This window comes from Erwinia pyrifoliae DSM 12163 (assembly GCF_000026985.1).
Lineage (GTDB): Bacteria > Pseudomonadota > Gammaproteobacteria > Enterobacterales > Enterobacteriaceae > Erwinia > Erwinia pyrifoliae.
Map to the genome: position 1 here is coordinate 3,185,540 of NC_017390.1, position 20,071 is coordinate 3,205,610.

At 58.0% G+C, this 20,071-nt stretch carries 14 protein-coding genes and 1 pseudogene; 11 read left to right on the top strand and 4 right to left on the bottom strand.

What is annotated here, in order from left to right; translation table 11 throughout:
* Positions 1-340: 340 nt before the first annotated feature.
* The 5 genes and pseudogenes from EPYR_RS14530 (at position 341) to EPYR_RS19505 (ending at position 11,546) form a co-directional block, all read left to right on the top strand.
* Positions 341-2,092, top strand: coding sequence for a ShlB/FhaC/HecB family hemolysin secretion/activation protein (locus EPYR_RS14530; RefSeq protein WP_012669127.1), 1,752 nt, complete (start codon positions 341-343; stop codon positions 2,090-2,092).
* A 17-nt stretch (positions 2,093-2,109) separates the two neighbouring features.
* Complete coding sequence (locus tag EPYR_RS14535) at positions 2,110-10,245, top strand: two-partner secretion domain-containing protein (protein WP_041474178.1); 8,136 nt, start codon at positions 2,110-2,112, stop codon at positions 10,243-10,245.
* Positions 10,242-10,514, top strand: a complete 273-nt coding sequence (locus EPYR_RS14540; protein WP_012669129.1) for a hypothetical protein — start codon at positions 10,242-10,244, stop codon at positions 10,512-10,514. The genes EPYR_RS14535 and EPYR_RS14540 overlap by 4 nt, the downstream gene beginning before the upstream one ends.
* Before the next feature lie 70 nt (positions 10,515-10,584).
* Positions 10,585-11,286 (top strand): annotated as a pseudogene (locus tag EPYR_RS14545) (VENN motif pre-toxin domain-containing protein); the annotation flags it as partial.
* Positions 11,283-11,546, top strand: a complete 264-nt coding sequence (locus EPYR_RS19505; protein WP_012669139.1) for a hypothetical protein — start codon at positions 11,283-11,285, stop codon at positions 11,544-11,546. The pseudogene EPYR_RS14545 and the gene EPYR_RS19505, both read left to right, overlap by 4 nt.
* A 54-nt stretch (positions 11,547-11,600) precedes the next feature.
* Here the strand turns inward: EPYR_RS19505 and symE (EPYR_RS14550) are convergent, their stop codons facing one another.
* Both symE (EPYR_RS14550) and EPYR_RS14555 read right to left on the bottom strand, forming a co-directional pair.
* A complete protein-coding gene (gene symE, locus EPYR_RS14550; RefSeq protein WP_041474179.1) occupies positions 11,601-11,933 on the bottom strand; it encodes an endoribonuclease SymE in 333 nt (110 codons plus the stop codon).
* A gap of 74 nt (positions 11,934-12,007) precedes the next feature.
* Positions 12,008-12,418 carry a helix-turn-helix domain-containing protein gene (locus EPYR_RS14555; protein WP_041474180.1) on the bottom strand — a complete coding sequence of 137 codons (411 nt, stop codon included), beginning with the start codon at positions 12,416-12,418 and terminating at the stop codon, positions 12,008-12,010.
* A gap of 124 nt (positions 12,419-12,542) precedes the next feature.
* Here EPYR_RS14555 and EPYR_RS14560 point away from each other — a divergent pair, with 124 nt between their 5' ends.
* The 6 genes from EPYR_RS14560 (at position 12,543) to EPYR_RS19510 (ending at position 19,077) form a co-directional block, all read left to right on the top strand.
* Positions 12,543-15,608 carry a CHC2 zinc finger domain-containing protein gene (locus EPYR_RS14560; protein WP_014539399.1) on the top strand — a complete coding sequence of 1,022 codons (3,066 nt, stop codon included), beginning with the start codon at positions 12,543-12,545 and terminating at the stop codon, positions 15,606-15,608.
* Positions 15,609-15,636: 28 nt separating this feature from the next.
* Positions 15,637-16,674: a site-specific tyrosine recombinase XerC gene (gene xerC / locus EPYR_RS14565; RefSeq protein ID WP_014539400.1), complete on the top strand. Its 1,038-nt coding sequence runs from the start codon at positions 15,637-15,639 to the stop codon at positions 16,672-16,674.
* Between the two features lie 50 nt (positions 16,675-16,724).
* Positions 16,725-17,003: a CopG family ribbon-helix-helix protein gene (locus EPYR_RS14570; protein WP_012669135.1), complete on the top strand. Its 279-nt coding sequence runs from the start codon at positions 16,725-16,727 to the stop codon at positions 17,001-17,003.
* Positions 17,000-17,299 carry a type II toxin-antitoxin system RelE/ParE family toxin gene (locus EPYR_RS14575; protein WP_012669136.1) on the top strand — a complete coding sequence of 100 codons (300 nt, stop codon included), beginning with the start codon at positions 17,000-17,002 and terminating at the stop codon, positions 17,297-17,299. Before EPYR_RS14570 ends, EPYR_RS14575 begins: the two co-directional genes overlap by 4 nt.
* Positions 17,300-17,959: 660 nt before the next feature.
* Complete coding sequence (locus tag EPYR_RS14580; protein ID WP_012669138.1) at positions 17,960-18,817, top strand: hypothetical protein; 858 nt, start codon at positions 17,960-17,962, stop codon at positions 18,815-18,817.
* Entirely contained in the window at positions 18,814-19,077 is a 264-nt protein-coding gene (locus tag EPYR_RS19510; RefSeq protein WP_012669139.1) for a hypothetical protein, read from the top strand. Before EPYR_RS14580 ends, EPYR_RS19510 begins: the two co-directional genes overlap by 4 nt.
* Positions 19,078-19,131: 54 nt before the next feature.
* Here EPYR_RS19510 and symE (EPYR_RS14585) read toward each other — a convergent pair whose 3' ends face one another.
* A complete protein-coding gene (gene symE / locus EPYR_RS14585; RefSeq protein WP_041474181.1) occupies positions 19,132-19,464 on the bottom strand; it encodes an endoribonuclease SymE in 333 nt (110 codons plus the stop codon).
* A gap of 74 nt (positions 19,465-19,538) precedes the next feature.
* A complete protein-coding gene (locus EPYR_RS14590; protein WP_041474182.1) occupies positions 19,539-19,949 on the bottom strand; it encodes a helix-turn-helix domain-containing protein in 411 nt (136 codons plus the stop codon).
* Between the last annotated feature and the right edge of the window lie 122 nt (positions 19,950-20,071).

Below are 20,071 nucleotides of genomic sequence, written 5' to 3' on the forward strand. Positions count from 1 at the left end.
TGATGTTCACCCATCAATACCTCTGGGAATTGAACTGTAGCAATCCGCCGCGTTAAACCGCCAGCCCGGAATCGCAACAGATATCCGCAAAATGTAACCAGCTATGAGAACTGTCGGTTTTTAATTTTATTTTCCCCGCCAACCTGTCGTAGCTTCCCTTTGATTTTCCGACTCTTTATATTAATCCTGTCACGCTGTATAGATTTCGTACCGATATTAAGAATTCACATGATTTTTTTATTTAAATAGATTTTTCAATTTAGATTTATATATCATTTTTGTAATATTGATTTTCTGCTGGAAGCAATTTCCGACGCGCCAAACAGGATAATAATAAAAGATGGATATATCACTGCGCCGCCGGATCATCACCACCGTGCGGCAAACACTACTGATATCCCTTTGGCTTACCGTTGCCGAAGCACGGGCTGAAACCGCTCCCGCTGCCGCAACGTTGCCCGCTAAGCCATTATCTGACTCATTGATTGGGAAAGGCGATCAGCAATTAATTCATCAGCAAGATCAACAAAATGCTTTACAGAATCGCCTGAATCCGCCAGTACCGGATATTCGGCTCTCTACGCCATCAGGTAACGTTGGTCACCTTCGTTTTCCGCAAGAAACCCCTTGTTTTACTCTTTCACGCGTGACGTTAAGCGGTACAGACGCCCTGCCCCACTGGCTACCCTTGCAGCGCATCAGCCATCAGGCGGTGGGAAAATGCCTTGGCGGACAGGGGATTAACCTGCTGATGAGCACCCTGCAAAATCGCCTGGTTGACCACGGCTATGTGACCAGCCGGGTACTGGCCCCCGCACAGGATCTTAAAAGCGGTGAACTCAGGCTGGTGGTGGTCGCAGGTAAAACCCGACAGGTAACGCTGACGCCGGACAGTGGCCATTACATCAGCTTATATAGCGCATTTCCGGCCCATCAAGGCCAGCTGCTGGATCTGCGTGATATTGAGCAAGGGCTGGAGAACCTGCAGCGCCTGCCGACCGTACAGGCCGATATGGCGATCCTGCCCGCTGCCGGGCCAGGCGAAAGCGACATTGCGCTGCGCTGGCAGCAGCAGCGCATGTGGCGCGTTGCGGCCTCACTCGATGACTCCGGCACGCGCAGCACCGGCCGCTATCAGGGCGGCCTGACGCTATCGCTGGATAATCCGTTATCGCTCAGCGATATGTTTTATCTTTCTGGCAGCGGCAGTCTGCAAAGCAAAAACGGCAGAGGCTCTGACAACCTGACCGGCCACTACTCGGTGCCGTTTGGCTACTGGCTGGTAGGCCTGACAGCCAACAGCTATGACTATCGCCAAACGGTGGCCGGGCTAAACAGCGACTACCGCTACAGCGGCAAAAGCCAAAATATGGATTTTCAGGTCAGCCGCATATTGCACCGTAACGGCAGCCAGAAAACCACGCTGACTTATGACGTGCTGGCGCGTGAATCCAGAAACTACATAGATGATACCGAGATTGGCATTCAGCGCCGCCGCACTTCAGCGTGGCGAATGGGTTTGCAGCATCGCCACTATATTTCGCAGGCCACGCTGGATGTGGGGGCCAGTTATCAGCGCGGTACACGCTGGTTTGGCGCAATGCAGGCACCAGAAGAAAATATGGGTGATGCCACTGCGTTAAGTAAAATCGTGCAACTTTCCGCCCAGGTTGATATTCCGTTTACCCTGCTGCGGCAACGATTCCACTATAACCTGCAGTATCAACGCCAGCTGAGTCATACCTTACTCACGCCACAAGAGCAGTTCGCTATCGGTAACCGCTGGACGGTACGCGGCTTTGATGGTGAAAGAACGTTGAACGCCAACCGTGGATGGCTGGTGCGTAATGACATCGCATGGGCAACGCCGCTACCGTCTCAGGAACTCTATATCGGGGTGGATTACGGTGAAGTCGGCGGAAACGGTACGCAATATCTGGCTGGTAATCATTTAGCCGGCGGCGCAATGGGGTTACGAGGCAAAGCATTACAGATGGGCTATGACCTGTTTGCTTCCGTACCTTTCTCAAAGCCGGACGGTTTCAGAACCGATCCCGTATCACTGGGCTTTAATCTCAACTGGCAGTATTAGGGTAAGGAAACTCCACCGTGAACAAACTTTGCTATCGAATTATTTTCAACCGCGCGCGCGGCCTGCTGATGGTCGTGGCAGATATTGCCCGCAGCCGAACGGGTTCGTCACGTACGCGCCGGGATAAAATCCCCATGCGCTGCTGCCGGCTTAGCCCGTTAAGCTGCGCCATGCTTGCCGCTTTCGCTTTTGTCACCTCGCCCGGTGAGGCTCAGGCAGGCATTGTCGCCGACGGCCAGGCGCCGAATAACCAGCAGCCGAATATCGTATCGAGCGCCAACGGCACGCCGCAAATCAATATTCAGACGCCGAGTGAGGCAGGCGTTTCGCGCAACACTTACAGCCAGTTCGACGTCGATAATAAAGGCGCCATCCTGAATAACTCGCGCCACCATGTCGCCACACAGTTGGGCGGCATGGTGGCAGGAAACCAGTGGCTGGCGGGCGGAGAAGCAAAAGTGATCCTCAATGAGGTTAACTCGCGTGACCCAAGCAGGCTGCATGGCTACATCGAAGTTGCCGGGCGTCAGGCACAGGTGGTTATCGCTAACCCATCGGGCATTTCCTGTAATGGCTGTGGTTTTATCAATGCTAACCGCGCCACGCTAACGACCGGCCAGGCGCAGATGAGTAACGGCCAGCTAACCGGTTATGCAGTAGAGCGCGGTGAGATTGTGGTACAGGGTGCAGGCATGGACAGCAGCCGCCAGGATTACACTGATGTCATTGCCCGTTCGGTGAAAATCAATGCAGGCATAGTGGCGAAAGCGTTAAATGTGACGGCTGGTCGTAACCGGGTCGATGCGGCTCATCAACAGATCGATACGCTCGCGGCCGACGGGTCCGCCCGGCCGCAGCTGGCGGTCGATGTCGCCCGGCTCGGCGGCATGTATGCCAACAAAATTCGATTAATCGGCACCGAACAGGGCGTCGGCGTGGCTAACGCCGGTAATATCGGCGCGCAGGCAGGTTCGTTGGTGGTAACGGCAGATGGCCGCATCGAAAACAGCGGCAACCTTCACAGCAGCGCCGGAATGAACGTCGCCTCCAATACGGCCATCAACAACAGCGGTGCCTTACAGGCTGGCGACAGTGCCAGCCTGACCAGCACGGGCGACCTGCATAACGGCGGGTCGATTGCGGCGCGTAATCATCTGCAAACGCAAAGCGCCAGCCTCAACAGCGAACCAGGAAGCGTACTCGCCGCTGGGGTCAACCAGGACGGTAAGCTGACCGGTAGCGGCAAATTAACGCTGACAACGTCTGGCCAGCTACGCGCTCAGGGGCAAAATCTGGCCGCCGGGGATTTTACCGCCCGTGGACAAGGCGTGGATGTGCGCCACGGTTCCAGCAGTGCGAACAACATCACGCTGGACGCCGGGCAGAGCGACCTGCTCACCGGCAGTGGTGCGCAGATTGCAGCGCAGCGCCAGCTGACCGCCAGCAGCGGAAAAATGCTGAATAACGACGGCGGTAGCCTGTCGGCGGACAAACTGAGCATTAACGCGCACGATCTGTCGAACCAACAGGGCGCGATAACTCAGTTGGGCAGCGATTCGCTGCAGCTTAGCCATCGGGGCAACCTCAATAACCTTGGCGGTAGCCTCGCCAGTAACGGCAAAGATCTGACGATACAGTCCGCGATTATCAATAATCAGGATGGCAAAATTGTCCATGCGGCTGACGGCAATCTGTCCCTGAGCAGTGACCGCCTGAACGGCGCTCAGGGACAAATCCTGTCTAACGGTCACCTGAGCATGACCACTGGCGATACCCTGCTTGACGGCGGCGTGACCTTGGCGCAGCTCATTACGTTAACGGCGAATAGCCTGTCTAATCGTGACGGCAAAATTCTGCAAACCGGTAGCGGCACCCTGTCCCTGACGGCGCTCAACGCCGTGGAAAACCAGAACGGTACTCTGGCGGCGGGCGGCGATATCCATCTGCGAGCCGCCAGCCTGAACAACCAGCAAGGTCAAATCAGCGCGCAGGATAACGGCTCGTTAAACGTTAACTTGCTCAACCCGCTCAATAATCAGCAGGGCGTGATACAGGCAGACGGAACCGTGGGGATTGACACCCAGGGCCAGCAGATTGATAACCGCTCCGGGTTATTGAGTGCGGGCAAATCACTCACCTTGCTAAGCGGCGAGTTGGTCAATCAGGCCGGTCAGTTGCGCAGCGGCGGCGATCTGCAGCTCCACAGCCACGGACATAAGCTGGACAACGCCCAGGGCGGCATCATTAGCTCGTTCGGAAACGCACGGCTGGACGTTAGCGAACTGGACAACCGTGGCGGGCAGTTACAAACCGTAGGCAATGCGCTACTGAATGCCTTTCAGGGTTTGGTCAATAACACGGCCGGCCTGATCCGCAGCGGTGCCACCACCACTATTAACGCCGCTCAAATCGTCAACCGCGACAGCAACACGCAAAATACCGGGCTGGAAGGCCAGAGTGTTCAGCTGAACAGTGATTCACTCGACAATACGCAAGGTACGCTGCGCGCTAACGATTTGCTGGCTATCACCACCATGCAGTCGCTCAATAATTCGCAGGGCTTAGTCTCTTCTGCTGATGCTATTTCTGTCAGCGGCGGTGATACGCTGAAGCTAAGTAACAGCGGAGGAACCCTGATATCCGGTAAGGATCTGCAACTGCGCGCCGCTTCTCTGGCCGGCGACGGGCGCGTGTTATCGCAGGGCGCGATGACGCTCAATCTGCAACAGGGGTTCGTTAACCAGGGCGATGTCATTGCTAACGGCGATCTGAACTTCAACGTCGGCGGTAACGTTGACAACCGTGCGCTGCTAAAATCCGGCGCTACGCTGAACCTTCATTCAGCCAGCCTGAACAACGCGGCTGAGGGTGAAATCAGCGCCGGGCAAAACCATATTTTCACCGATGGCGAACTGACCAACCGTGGCCTGATCGACGGCAGCCTGACGCATATCCAGTCGGGTACGCTAACCAACACGGGCAGCGGGCGCATCTATGGTGACCATATCGCCCTGCAAAGCGGCACGCTGAACAATCTGGCCGAAGGCGGCACGGCAGCGACCATCGCCGCCCGCGAGCGGCTGGATATCGGCGCACAAAACATCAATAACAGCGATCATGCACTGATTTTCAGCGCCGGGGACGCGGCGACAGGTGGGCAACTCAACGACATCTGGCAGGCATCCGGCCAGGCTTCCGTATTCAACAACCACAGCGCCACGCTGGAATCTGTCGGCAATATGACGCTCAACATCGGGCAGATCAACAATTTCAATGACCATCTGGTCACCCAGGAGGTGGTTAGCGAACCCTCGCAGCATCATGAAGCGGTGTTACAGGGCGCAACAACCCGCCACGACTGGGATAAAGTGGATACCTCATACTCGAATAAGTACGACGTACACGATGCCATTATGCCTGATGGCAGCGTCAACAATGAATTTTACGAGTACCAATACCAGCGCACCGTTACCGAAACCCAAATCACAGAGAGCGATCCCGGGCAGATCATCGCCGGGGGGAACCTGACGATCGACAGCGATCGGATTAATAACTACGACAGCCGTATGATGGCGGGCGGTACGCTGGGCGTGAATCCTGGCGCGGTGCTGAATAACGTGGCCAGCGAAGGCACTAAAGTCACGGTCGATATCGGTAGGCAAACGCACTGGTACGCCAAAAAGTCCAGCAATGGACTACTGGGCGGCACCAAGACCTCACAGGGCAAGGATACCAACCGTTACCGGCCAGCCCCCATGATGCAAACCTTTGCTTTGGCCACGATGGTTTACCAGGGGCATACCCAGGTAAACGGCAGCGGCACCACGATTGGCGGGCGCGCTACCTCGGAGCTGAACCAGCAGGCTGACAATGCCGCTGTGGTGACACCACCGGCCGACCATATTGTCGAAATTGCCTTGCCGAACCAGGCAGCAAACAGCGTCATCCGCGTCACCAGCCCGAACACTCACCTGCCCGACAACAGCCTGTTCCAGCTGCATGGCGAGGTCACCAGCCACTATCTGATCGAAACCGATCCCCGCTTCACCCATCAAAAGCAGTGGCTGAGCAGCGACTATATGCAGAGTGCGCTTAGCCAGGATCCGGACCGTCTGGACAAACGTCTGGGCGATGGTTACTACGAACAGCGATTGATCCGCGAACAAATTGTCGATCTGACCGGGCAACGTTATCTGGCGGGCTACAATAATGACGGCGAGCAGTACAAAGCGCTGATGGATGCAGGCGTGACTTTCGCTAAGGATTACCACCTGACGCTGGGCGTGGCCTTGACGCCAGCGCAGATGGCGCTGCTAACCAGCGATATGGTTTGGCTGGTCCGGCAGGATGTTACCCTGCCGGACGGTTCGCAGCAAAGCGTGCTGGTGCCACAGGTTTATGCGCGAGTGAAAAAAGGCGACCTCGACGGTAGCGGAGCCTTGCTGTCCGGTAACAACCTGGTGCTCAACACCGGCCGCGACCTGACCAACGGGGGCAAAATAGCCGGCCGGGAAGTGACGCAGATCAATGCTGACACCCTCAACAACAGCGGCATTATTGGCGCTAACCGCGTCAATCTGAACGCCCTGACCGATATCAACAACATCGGCGGCACCCTGCAAGGCGGTGATGCCCTGGTGGCGATAGCCGGTCGCGATATCAACAGCAGCAGCACGCTGGCGGGCGACGACAGCAATCGCTATCTTAACCGGCCGGCGGGCATCTATGTGCAAAATGACAATGGCGCGCTGGGCCTGCTGGCTGTCAACAATATCAATCTGACCGCATCGCAGTTGGACAATAGCGGCAATAACAGTCAGACAGAAATCATCGCCGGCCATGACCTCAACCTTAATACCCTGACCACCACCCACAGCGAAAAAAGCGACTGGGGCAGCGATAACTACCGTCATCTGACGCAAACCGGGGATATCGGCACGCAGCTGAACGGCGGCGGTAGCGTGGCTCTGAGCGCGGGCCACGATCTGAATGCTCAGGCCGCCGCCATTACGGCAAAAGACAGCGTGGCGATGCAGGCCGGTCATGATATCAACCTGACCGCCGGTGATTCTGCCTATCATCTGACCGAGCACAGTCAGCAAACCGTTAAGGGATTATTGTCCGGCAAATCGGCAGAAACGCACGACGAAGTGCAAAGCCAGAGCGCGCTCGGCAGTAGCGTCAGCGGCAACAGCGTGACGATGCAGGCAGGACACGATCTGCGGGTGAGCGCCAGCAGCGTGGCGTCCACGCAGGACGTCAGCCTGCTGGCGGGCAATGACCTCAATATCAACACCGCCGGCCAGTCACGCCAGGAAACTCACCTGCGCGAGGAGGAGAAAACCGGACTGACCGGCACCGGCGGTATCGGCTTCAGCTACGGTAAAAATGCGCTTAAAACCACCGATGAGGGGCAATCGCAAAGCAGCGCGGGGAGCATCGTTGGCAGCAGCCGGGGCAACGTCAACCTCACTGCTGGCAATGCGCTGACGGTGAAAGGCTCGGAGGTGCTGGGCGGTCAGGATCTGAACCTGAGCGGCAAACAGGTCAGTATTCTGGCGGCGGACAACCAGAGCGTGCAAACCCATACCGTGGAACAAAAACAGAGCGGGCTGACGCTGGCGCTGTCAGGTGCGGTGGGCAGTGCGGTTAACGGCGCGGTCACCAGCGCCAGTGAGGCCAGTAACGCCAGCAGCGGGCGGCTGGCGGCGCTTGACGGCATCAAAACGGCGCTCGGTGGCGTGCAGGCGTATCAGGGCTATCAGCTCGGTACGGCTCAGGGAGAGGATGCGAAAAACCTGTTTGGCGTNAACCTGTCTTACGGCAGCCAGTCGTCAAAATCTCAGCAGACGCAGACCTCGAACCAGAGCCAGGGCAGCACCCTNACCGCCGGCAATAACCTCAATATTCGCGCCACCGACGCGGATATCACCGTTCAGGGCAGCCAGCTGCAGGCCGGCAGGGATCTCGGCCTGGCTGCCGCCCGTGACGTCAACCTGCTGTCGGCGCAGAACACCTCGCTTCTTGAGGGGAAAAACGAAAGCCACGGCGCTTCCGTCGGCGTTGGCATTAATTTCGGCGGGGATAAAAACGGCCTGACCCTCAACGCCAGCGGCAATAAAGGCACAGGTTCGGAGAACGGCAACGGCGTCACGCATACNGAAACCACGCTCAACGCCGGTCATCATCTGACCATCAGCAGCGGGCGTGACACCACGCTGACCGGCGCACAGGTCAGCGGCGACAGCGTGACGCTGGACACGGCCCGCAACCTGACATTAACCAGCGAGCAGGACAGCGATAACTACGACTCGAAGCAGCAGAATGCCAGTGCGGGCGGCAGCGCTGGCGCTGGCGGCCCCGGCGGTTCGTTTAACCTCAGCCGTGATAAGATGCACAGCACATGGGATTCGGTGCAGGAGCAGACCGGCATCTTTGCCGGCAAAGGCGGCTTTGACATCACCACCGGCGGGCATACACAGCTCAACGGCGCGGTTATCGGCAGCACCGCCACGGCGGATAAAAACCGCCTTGATACCGGCACGCTGGGCTTTGCTGATATNGATAACAGGGCCGACTATAAGGTCGAACACCTGAGCACCGGCTTCAGCACCGGCGGCAGCACGGGTGGNCAGTTCCTGAGTAATCTGGGCAGCACCCTGCTGGTCGGNGCCAACGGCGAAGACCACGACAGCTCCGCCACCCAAGCGGCGGTATCTGACGGCAGCATTATTATCCGTGATAAGAATGCGCAGCAGCAGGATGTCGCTGACCTGANCCGCGACGTGGAGCATGCCAGCCAGACCCTTTCCCCGATATTCAACAAGGAGAAGGAGCAGCAGCGGCTGCAGGAAGCGNAGAAGATCGGCGAAATAGGGGCGCAGGCGCTGGATATTGCGGCGACCCAGGGTAAGATCGAAGCCACGCATGCGGCAAATGATAAAATTGCCGGGGCCACGCAGCACGACCGCGATAAAGCGCTGGCCGAACTGAAAAAGCAGGACCCGTCGAAGCAGTACGACAGCGCGGATATNGAAAAGCAGGTCTACCAGAACTTCTATAATCAGGCGCTGACGGAAAGCCAGTTCGGCACGGGGGGGAAAGTGCAACAGGCCATCCAGGCCGCCACGGCGGCGGTGCAGGGCCTGGCGGGCGGCAATATCGCGCAGGCGATGGCGGGCGGAGCGGCACCGTATCTGGCGGAGGTCATTCATAAAATGACCTCCGACCCGGCAACCGGCAGTGTGGACGTCCAGTCTAATCTGATGGCGCACGCGGTACTGGGTGCGGTGGTGGCACAGACGAGCGGTCACTCCGCTCTGGCCGGAGCCGCAGGCGCGACGACCGGCGAATTTATCGCGCAGCAGCTGTACCCGGGTATAGACAGGAACCAGCTTAACGAAGAGCAAAAGCAGACGGTTAGCGCGCTGGGTACGCTGGCGGCGGGTCTTGCGGGTGGCTTGACGGGAGGCAGCGCCGCCGATACAGTGGCGGGCGCGCAGGCCGGGAAGAATGCGGTGGAGAATAATGCGCTGAGTCTGCCGTCCGGCCTGCAGAGTTACGTTCAGGCGGTGGCATCGTGGGATCAGTATGCCGTGACAAACGAACTGACGCCGGAGCAGAAACAGGCCGGGCTGAATAAGCTGGCGCAGGGTGATTTACCCGCCGGACAGAATGCAGCCACGGGGCTGATAACGGCCTGGGGCGCGGGAGTGTCCGCTGTGGTTGCGCCCGTACTGTTGCCTTCCGGGGCAACGGCAGGNAGTATCCTGACAGGCGGTGTTATCAGTGGCGCGGCCAATGTCAGCAATCAGATTGCGGGCGGTGGCCCGGTAAGCATGACCGATGCACTGATAGCAGCGGGTTCAGGGGCTGTTACGCANGGCAAAGGATTCTGGTTTACGGAGGGAGTCAGCGTCATCGGAGCTTACGGTGGTGCGACGTTGCAGGGTAAAGATGCAGTTCCTGCTGTGGCAGGGGCAGCCGTTGGTACTGCGATTGGTGCGGGTTCAGGCATACTTATTTCAGAAAAGTTGAAACCTGTAGTATCTGGTAATACGGCTGAAATTTTAGGCAATATAACTGGTTCGGCAACTTCTGAGGCTGCTGGTAGTGCAGTGCAAGAGGCCTTTAGCAAGGATAAAAATAAATGAAATTACCTAAAACAGTAGGAATACATCTATTTATCCTGCTTAATCTATACTGCATTATCACCATCTTCTGTGCCGTTTTTCTTGTCCGTGGCGGTATTGAGTTAATTCATTATCTGAATTCTGATATGTCTAATTTAAATTTAACTGAAGCTTTATTCAAATCGGTTAAAACTGGGCTTGCAACAGGCATTCCGACGGGAACAGGCATTTGGTTCCTGTCAAAAATCAAAGAGCAAAAAAAACAATCACCGCCTTCAAATCCAGAGTAAAGTAAAAACGCGGCCAATCTGTTGCAAAGCCCTCCTCTGCCAGCCAGTTGCCCTTATGGGACAGCGACGCTTGACGGGCGGCAGCGCCGCCGATACAGTGGCGGGCGCGCAGGCCGGGAAGAATGCGGTGGAGAATAACTCGCTGGGCCTGCCGTCCGGCCTGCAAAGTTACGGTCAGGCGGTGGCNTCGTGGGATCAGTATGCCGTGACAAACGAACTGACGCCGGAGCAGAAACAGGCCGGGCTGAATAAGCTGGCGCAGGGTGATTTACCCGCCGGACAGAATGCAGCCACGGGGCTGATAACGGCCTGGGGCGCGGGAGTGTCCGCTGTGGTTGCGCCCGTACTGTTGCCTTCCGGGGCAACGGCAGGGAGTATCCTGGCAGGTGGGGTTATCAGTGGTGCGGCCAATGTCAGTAATCAGATTGCGGGCGGTGACCCGATAAGCATGACCGATGCACTGATAGCGGCGGGTTCAGGGGCTGTTACGCAGGGCAAAGGATTCTGGTTTACGGAGGGAGTCAGCGTCATCGGAGCTTACGGTGGTGCGACGTTGCAGGGTAAAGATGCAGTTCCTGCTGTGGCAGGGGCAGCCGTTGGTACTGCGATTGGTGCGGGTGGTGGTAAAGCCCTGGAAATTGGGAATAAATATTTTCCGATTGTTTCAGATAAAGCGGCGGGTATTGCTGGAGCCATTGGTGGTTCTGTAGCTAGTGAAGCAACAGGTAGTCAAGTTGAGAATAAGCTAAAAGATGGGGGGGATAAGAAATGAAACCTCGTACTTATGGTTTAAAATCGCTCCTGATTTTATTAGTAACTTTTGTCGTCATTATGACTCTTGCTGTTTTGTCTGGATGCTTATGTGCTGCAATTTTGGTTTATTTGAAAAATGGCTCTTTCATCTTTGGCTGGCAGGGGGATGTTCTTTTTTCAATTAAAAGAGGCATCGCGGCAGGTATCCCTACCGGCGTAGGTATTTGGATCTTATCCAGAATGAAAGACAAAAAAACTCCCCCATCAGATCCTGATTGATCTTCTCAAAAGCCCCAACCCCATAGGTTGGGGCTTTACTTTATAACCAGCCACTTACCCCTGTCGCTTCTGCGGTCCCGCAATCACCTGAATAAACTCCTCTATCTGCCGCTGCTTGCGGGCGGACAGCTTGCCGCACACCTGGCGCAGCGCCTGCATTATCTCCGGCTCCGCTGATGGCGGTTTAACCGTCAGTATCAGACAGTCCGGCAGCACCCGCACGTTCACCGCCGTGCCGGTATCAAACCCCGCTTCCCTCAGCCAGCCGCCCTTCAGGGTCACGGCGGGGAACGGCTCAAAGGTGCCCGAATCCCGGACNTAGCCCACGGTATAACTCCTTGATGTTGTGGGTGTGCGTGTCTCTGGCTTATGATGTGTNTCAGCCATAATCAACTCCTTGTTAATTGCTTGTGGTTAGCGGGGTTAAGGTGCGTCAACACCTCAGCCCCGCGCTAAAATCCTTAGCGGCTTCTGTCCCGATCGACGGGTCGTATCGCAGACTCCACCCGGTGNTTTACAATCACCGCATCAATCAGCTTAATGACCGTCTCCTGCTCTTCCGGCTGGCACTGTGCCAGCGCCCTGAACCGCTCCATCAGCCGCGTGTTGCTAATCGGCAACTGCTCGTGATGCGAGCCGAGCAACANATAATCAATGGTCGTGGTAAACAACTCCGCCAGCTGTATCAGCTTCTCAGCCGGGGGAATGTGCATCCCGGACTCATACTTGTTGTACTGCGAAAGCTGCAACCCAATCAGGGCGGCCACTTCCTTCTGCGTACGCCGCTGCTGGTTACGTAGTTCCTTCAGCCGTTTACCAAAAGCCCGCCGTTGTTCTTCAGTCTGCATAAGCTCATCTGTCATATCCGCCATAAGATGCTCCAAGTATACGGGGTACTCTGAAAACGACTTGCTTTANAATCGTATTACGAATATATAATGTATCGCATATCGAATCAAAGAAAATCTTGACAGGTTTTTGACNGGAGTCCGAGCCATGCCCCGCATCCCACAGAAGGAACTGGACGAGTTAAAGCGCAGCGTGTCGTTAGCCGCGCTGGCCGAATCGCAGGGGCACAGGCTGCGCCAGCAGGGGCGTGACCGGGTGCTGCTGTGTCCCTTCCATCAGGAGAAAACCCCCTNGCTGGTTATCAGCCCGGAGAAAAACCTGTATCACTGCTTCGGCTGCGGTGCGGCCGGGTCGGTGGTGGACTGGATGATGAAAACCGAAAACTTCTCCCTGCCCAGGGCGGTGCTGCGGCTGCCTGAGTTCTCCGGCCAGAACCCGTCTTCTTCAGCCGCCGTTCCTGCTTCGCCGCCAGCGCGCCAGACCCTCACCGACCTCGACGACGACGGCCAGGCGCTGCTGGGCCAGGTGGTAAACGGGTATCACCACAATCTGCTGAACAGCCCGGAGGCGCTGGCCTGGCTGGAGAAGCGCGGCCTGAATCATCCTGAACTGGTCAGCCACTTTAAGCTGGGGTTCGCCGGGGCGCACGGCGTGGCGGGTCTGCTGCCGTCAGTGAGCAGCAAAGAGGGTAAACGGCTGCGTGACCGCTTAACACTGCTGGGCGTGCTGCGCGNAACCACCCGCCAGGATCACTTCCGCGGCTGCCTGGTGGTGCCGGTGGTCGGCTGGGCGGAAAGCGGCCATGTGGCGCAGCGCGGGCGGGTGTTGCAGCTGTACGGGCGCAGAACTCTGACCGACAGTCAGATCAAAAAGGGNTCGGCCCGGCATCTCTATCTGCCCGCGCCGCTGGTTGGGGTATGGAACGAGCAGGCGCTGAAAGCCTCGTCAGAGGTGATCCTGTGCGAAGCGCTGATCGACGCCATGACCTTCTGGTGTGCCGGTTACCGTAATGTGATCGCCGCGTTCGGGGCCAACAGCTTTACCGCCGATCATCTGGCGGCGCTGCGCTGGCACGGGGTAAAGCGGGTGCTGATCGCCTTCGACAGGGACGAAGCCGGGGATCGGGGGGCTGAAGCGGTGGCCGGGGAGTTGCAGCAGGCCGGGATCGACGCCTGGCGGGTGCGCTTCCCGCTGGGGCTGGATGCCAACGCCTACGCGCTGAAAAGCGGTAATCCNGAATCCGCCTTCGCGCTGGCGCTGGAGTCGGCTTCCCGGATGCACAGCGGCACGGTGGCCGCATCTGAAACCGTGACGGCCAGCGGNGATAACCCTTCTTCCTTAACCGCCCTCCCTTCCTCACAACCTGCTGCAATCCCGCTTATCGCCTGTGAAACCACGCCATCCGGCGAGCTGCTGTTACGCTCGGGTCCGCGCGTGTGGCGGGNGCGCGGCTGGCAGAAAAATACCCTCTCCGCCGCTTCTGCGCATCCCTGCGCCCGCGGCACTAAGGCTTCCTGCCTGTCGGAAGTGATGAAGGTCAANGTGCGGGTGCTGGACGGATCATCCGGTGCGTTCCACGTTGACCAGCTGGATATGTACCACGCGAAGCAGCGCCAGGCGTATATCAGCGCGGCGGCAAACGAGCTGGGCTGTGATATCGCCATCATCAAACGTGAGGCCGGGCGGGTGCTGCTGGCGCTGGAGCAGCAGCAGGACGCACAGCGCCTCACGGCAGAAACGGAGCAGGCTTGCGGGGCGGTGACGGTAGCCGGTGAGGATGAAGCGGCGGCGCTTGAGTTACTGAAATCCCCCGACCTGGCGGAGCGTATCGTGAATGACCTTGCATCCTGTGGCGTGGTGGGTGAAAGCAGCAATCTGTTAACCGGTTACCTGGCGGGCACGTCACGCAAGCTGGATAAACCGCTGGCGGTTTTAATCCAGTCTTCCAGTGCGGCGGGTAAATCGTCGCTGATGGACGCNGTTCTCGGCCTGATGCCGGAAGAAGAGCGCATCCAGTACAGCGCCATGACCGGGCAGAGCCTGTATTACCTCGGNGAAACCAGCCTGCAACACAAGATACTGGCAATCGCCGAAGAAGAAGGGGTACGCCAGGCGGCNTACGCGCTGAAGCTGTTGCAGAGTGACGGCGAGCTGAAAATAGCCAGCACCGGCAAGGACGAGGCAAGCGGCGAACTGGTCACCCGCGAGTACCGCGTCAAAGGCCCGGTGATGCTGATGCTCACCACCACCGCNATCGACGTGGACGAGGAGCTGCTGAACCGCTGCCTGGTGCTGACGGTCAACGAGTCGCGGGAGCAGACGCGGGCAATACACGCCATGCAGCGCCACGGCCAGACGCTGGAAGGGCTGCTGGCCACCTCGGAAAAAAGTTACTTAACCGGGCTGCACCAGAACGCCCAGCGGCTGTTACGTCCGCTGAAGGTGGTTAATCCTTACGCGGAACGGCTCACCTTCCTGTCAGACAAAACCCGCACCCGGCGCGACCATATGAAGTACCTCACCTTAATCCAGGCGGTGGCGCTGCTGCACCAGTACCAGCGGACGGTGAAGCGCACGGCGCATCGCGGCGAGGTTATCGAGTATATCGAGGTGCAGCCGTCGGATATCGCGTTAGCCAATAAGCTGGCGCACGAAGTGCTGGGCCGCACGCTGGACGAAATGCCGCCGCAGACGCGGAAACTGCTGGTACTGCTGAAAGCCTGGGTCGGTGAAACCGCACAGAAACAGGCGGTGAAACCGGGCGAGCTGCACTTCACGCGGCGGGACGTGCGGGAGCGGCTTCACTGGGGCGACACGCAGTTAAAGGTTCACCTTGCCCGGCTGCTGGAAATGGAATACCTGCTGCTGTACCGGCGCGGCCTGAGCCATGAATACGCGCTGCTGTGGGACGGTGAGGAGGGCGACCGGGCGCACCTGTGCGGGCTGCTGGAGGTGGCAGAAAGCGGAACCACTGACGAGGGCGGCGCGGACCGGTCGGGGTGTCAGGCCGTCCGGTCGGATATCAGCGGTCACCGGTCGGCCTCTGGTCGGGATGCGGTCGGTGGCCGGCCGGACAGGACAAAACCGGCTTCAGGTCAGGCAGCACGGGGCGTGGAGAGCAAACCGGTCGGGATAAACGGAAACGCAGTAATAAGAGAAAAAAAGAAAGCGCCGCTGCCGCCTCCGCCCCCGTTATCCGCACCCTCTTCTTAACCGCCAGTCCTGACAACGGAGCGTCAACATGGCCAACCGCAAACCCGCCGCAAACCGCCTGCTCAGCGTCGATGATATCTACCGCCAGCCGGTCGGCCCGGCGCATGACCCGAAAAGCCTGTACGCGCTGCTGCTGCGCTTCGTGAAGTGGCGACGGGAACGCAACTGGTCGGAAACCACCCTGAAAGTACAGACGCACCACGGCTACCGCTTTATCTGCTGGGCGCAGGAGCGCGGCATCCATCATGCCGCAGACGTCACCCGCCCGGTGCTGGAGCGCTGGCAGCGCCACCTGTACCGGTACCGCAAGGGCAACGGCGAGCCGTTAAGCCCCCGCACCCAGCGTACCGCCTTACAGCCGCTGCAGGTGTGGTTCCGCTGGCTGGCGAAGCAGAATCTTATCCTGGCCAATCCCGCCGCCGACCTTGAGCTGCCCCGGCTGGAAAAGCACCTGCCGCGCACCATCCTGAGCGTGGAGCAGGTGGAGGACATCGTAAACCTGTGCGACCTGAACACGTTGCAGGGCATGCGTGACCGGGCGCTGCTGGAACTGCTGTGGTCAACGGGCATCCGGCGCGGCGAGGTGGCGCGGCTGGAAACCTGGAGCGCGGACTTCAGCCGGAAGATACTGACCATCGTGCAGGGTAAGGGAAAGCAGGACAGGGTTATCCCGGTGGGTGAACGGGCGCTGTGGTGGCTGCGGCACTACCTGCATGAGGTCAGGCCGGAGATAGTGGCGGTGGCCGGGTGTAAGGCGCTGTTCGTGGCGATGGACGGCGTGGCCGGACTGACGGCGAACGGCATCACGCACGCGGTGGTGCCGTATCTGCGGGCGGCTGGGATAGAAAAAGGCAGCTGCCANCTGTTTCGGCACGCGATGGCGACGCAGATGCTGGAGAACGGCGCGGACCTCAGATGGATACAGGCGATGCTGGGCCACCGCAGCGTGGAGAGCACGCAGATNTATACGCAGGTGAGCATCCGGGCGTTGCAGGCGGTGCATGCGAGTACACATCCGGCAGAGCAGACGGAGGATGAATCTCTGAAGGTTATGGAGAAAAGGTAATGATAAGGTATATACTCTGTCAGTACTCGAGCAGAAGTAAGGAAAGAATAATGCCGAAAGAAGCGGTGTTCACCATGAAACTGGAAAACTCCCTGCGGGAAGGTTTTATCGCAGCGGCAAAAGCCAGCCACAGACCGGCCTCTCAGGTCATGCGCGAACTGATGCGGGATTATATCCAGCGCCAGAACGACAGCCGGGCTTACGATGACTGGGTGGCGCAAAAAGTCGAGAAAGGACGAGAATCCATCCGTTCCGGTGAAGGAACAAGTAACGAAGACGTTGAAGCGTTGTTCGCGGAACGTCGGGCAAAGCTGGCAGGTAAAATGTGAAGGTACGCTGGACCGACGAGGCATTACAGGACCGTATCGCAATCTGGGATTACCTCGCAGAAAGAAACCCTGTAGCAGCAGTGGAGCTCGATGAGAGGTTCAGCGAGGCGGCAGAGCGCCTTGCTGAACATCCGTTGATGGGCGTGAGCGGGCAGCTGGCCGGTACACGGGAACTGGTTCCGCATGAACATTACCGGCTTATCTACGAACTGGATGATGAAAGGGGCCTGGTGTGGGTAGTGACGCTGATCCACACTGCACGTTGCTGGCCTCCTGTATCGCCGGACAATCAGTAAAGCAGCTCAACCCCGGTGAGTTCGCCGGGTTGTGTGCCTGGTCAGAGCGCGCCTTCCCTGGCGCGATCTGCCCTTCATCAGGTTCGGTGTGCGCGGGGGTAAATGGCCGCGCACCGGGCCTTAGCGGTAACATCCTCTGTAAGCCGGTTCCCGGCTTGCGTCCATTCAACATAATGTGCGGGTATTATGCGCAGCCGTCCCGGCTGGCGGCGAAGCCCGGCCCGCCGCCGGCGAGCGGGCCGTCTTCGCATAATATACATTATGTCTTGCGCCCCCGCGTTCCGGGCCGGGGTGTGGCCGCCCTCCCTGGCGGCGCTGGCTACGGCGTTGCCATCAATCACCCCCTGGCAGTTGTCGGCCTTACGGCCTCCGCNTGCAGGGCTTTATGCCCGCCCGGCTGCGTCTGTCCGTAACGGCTCGCAGTCGTNCCTCCTTGCTCGTTCCCGTTCCGGCCAGCTTCCGCTACCCGCCCCGGCCTGTGGCGGTCATGCAAAACCGTCCGTTCCCTTAACCTTCCGCGCCTCAGAGCGCCGCCATGCGGCCCTTGCGGGCCTCGCCAGCCCGCACCCGGCAGACGCATCCCCGGCCCACAGCCAAGCTGTGGCCCGGCTCCGCGCCGCGCTGAAAAGGGGTAATGACAGACGATGATGAGTTGCTACAATGCAGGATATGAAAAAAGGACTGAAGGATGTGCTGGCATGGATGCTGTGCCTGGTGATGTTGGCCGGGGCGGTAGCGTGCACGGGCGAAAAAGGCGCGTCGGGGAAAAAAGTTGCGGTACCGGAAGTGCAACAGAAAAAACCGGTTGTAACTCACGGAAAGCACAGGGAAATATGCCGTACGCCGGGTAACTTCGCAGCGGAAGAAGTTGTTGTGGAGAATAATGCGCTGAGTCTGCCGTCCGGCCTGCAGAGTTACGTTCAGGCGGTGGCATCGTGGGATCAGTATGCCGTGACAAACGAACTGACGCCGGAGCAGAAACAGGCCGGGCTGAATAAGCTGGCGCAGGGTGATTTACCCGCCGGACAGAATGCAGCCACGGGGCTGATAACGGCCTGGGGCGCGGGAGTGTCCGCTGTGGTTGCGCCCGTACTGTTGCCTTCCGGGGCAACGGCAGGGAGTATCCTGGCAGGTGGGGTTATCAGTGGTGCGGCCAATGTCAGTAATCAGATTGCGGGCGGTGACCCGATAAGCATGACCGATGCACTGATAGCGGCGGGTTCAGGGGCTGTTACGCAGGGCAAAGGATTCTGGTTTACGGAGGGAGTCAGCGTCATCGGAGCTTACGGTGGTGCGACGTTGCAGGGTAAAGATGCAGTTCCTGCTGTGGCAGGGGCAGCCGTTGGTACTGCGATTGGTGCGGGTGGTGGTAAAGCCCTGGAAATTGGGAATAAATATTTTCCGATTGTTTCAGATAAAGCGGCGGGTATTGCTGGAGCCATTGGTGGTTCTGTAGCTAGTGAAGCAACAGGTAGTCAAGTTGAGAATAAGCTAAAAGATGGGGGGGATAAGAAATGAAACCTCGTACTTATGGTTTAAAATCGCTCCTGATTTTATTAGTAACTTTTGTCGTCATTATGACTCTTGCTGTTTTGTCTGGATGCTTATGTGCTGCAATTTTGGTTTATTTGAAAAATGGCTCTTTCATCTTTGGCTGGCAGGGGGATGTTCTTTTTTCAATTAAAAGAGGCATCGCGGCAGGTATCCCTACCGGCGTAGGTATTTGGATCTTATCCAGAATGAAAGACAAAAAAACTCCCCCATCAGATCCTGATTGATCTTCTCAAAAGCCCCAACCCCATAGGTTGGGGCTTTACTTTATAACCAGCCACTTACCCCTGTCGCTTCTGCGGTCCCGCAATCACCTGAATAAACTCCTCTATCTGCCGCTGCTTGCGGGCGGACAGCTTGCCGCACACCTGGCGCAGCGCCTGCATTATCTCCGGCTCCGCTGATGGCGGTTTAACCGTCAGTATCAGACAGTCCGGCAGCACCCGCACGTTCACCGCCGTGCCGGTATCAAACCCCGCTTCCCTCAGCCAGCCGCCCTTCAGGGTCACGGCGGGGAACGGCTCAAAGGTGCCCGAATCCCGGACNTAGCCCACGGTATAACTCCTTGATGTTGTGGGTGTGCGTGTCTCTGGCTTATGATGTGTTTCAGCCATAATCAACTCCTTGTTANTTGCTTGTGGTTAGCGGGGTTAAGGTGCGTCAACACCTCAGCCCCGCGCTAAAATCCTTAGCGGCTTCTCTCCTGGTCGACGGGTCGTATCGCAGACTCCACCCGGTGNTTTACAATCACCGCATCAATCAGCTTAATGACCGTCTCCTGCTCTTCCGGCTGGCACTGTGCCAGCGCCCTGAACCGCTCCATCAGCCGCGTGTTGCTAATCGGCAACTGCTCGTGATGCGAGCCGAGCAACANATAATCAATGGTCGTGGTAAACAACTCCGCCAGCTGTATCAGCTTCTCAGCCGGGGGAATGTGCATCCCGGACTCATACTTGTTGTACTGCGAAAGCTGCAACCCAATCAGGGCGGCCACTTCCTTCTGCGTACGCCGCTGCTGGTTACGTAGTTCCTTCAGCCGTTTACCAAAAGCCCGCCGTTGTTCTTCAGTCTGCATAAGCTCATCTGTCATATCCGCCATAAGATGCTCCAAGTATACGGGGTACTCTGAAAACGACTTGCTTTANAATCGTATTACGAATATATAATGTATCGCATATCGAATCAAAGAAAATCTTGACAGGTTTTTGACNGGAGTCCGAG

Bases quoted from the DNA above. Each gene is read 5' to 3' on its own strand.
- EPYR_RS14530 (WP_012669127.1), top strand. From the start codon at position 341: ATGGATATATCACTGCGCCGCCGGATCATCACCACCGTGCGGCAAACA.
- EPYR_RS14540 (WP_012669129.1), top strand. From the start codon at position 10,242: ATGAAATTACCTAAAACAGTAGGAATACATCTATTTATCCTGCTTAAT.
- EPYR_RS19505 (WP_012669139.1), top strand. From the start codon at position 11,283: ATGAAACCTCGTACTTATGGTTTAAAATCGCTCCTGATTTTATTAGTA.
- EPYR_RS14570 (WP_012669135.1), top strand. From the start codon at position 16,725: ATGCCGAAAGAAGCGGTGTTCACCATGAAACTGGAAAACTCCCTGCGG.
- EPYR_RS14580 (WP_012669138.1), top strand. From the start codon at position 17,960: ATGCAGGATATGAAAAAAGGACTGAAGGATGTGCTGGCATGGATGCTG.
- EPYR_RS19510 (WP_012669139.1), top strand. From the start codon at position 18,814: ATGAAACCTCGTACTTATGGTTTAAAATCGCTCCTGATTTTATTAGTA.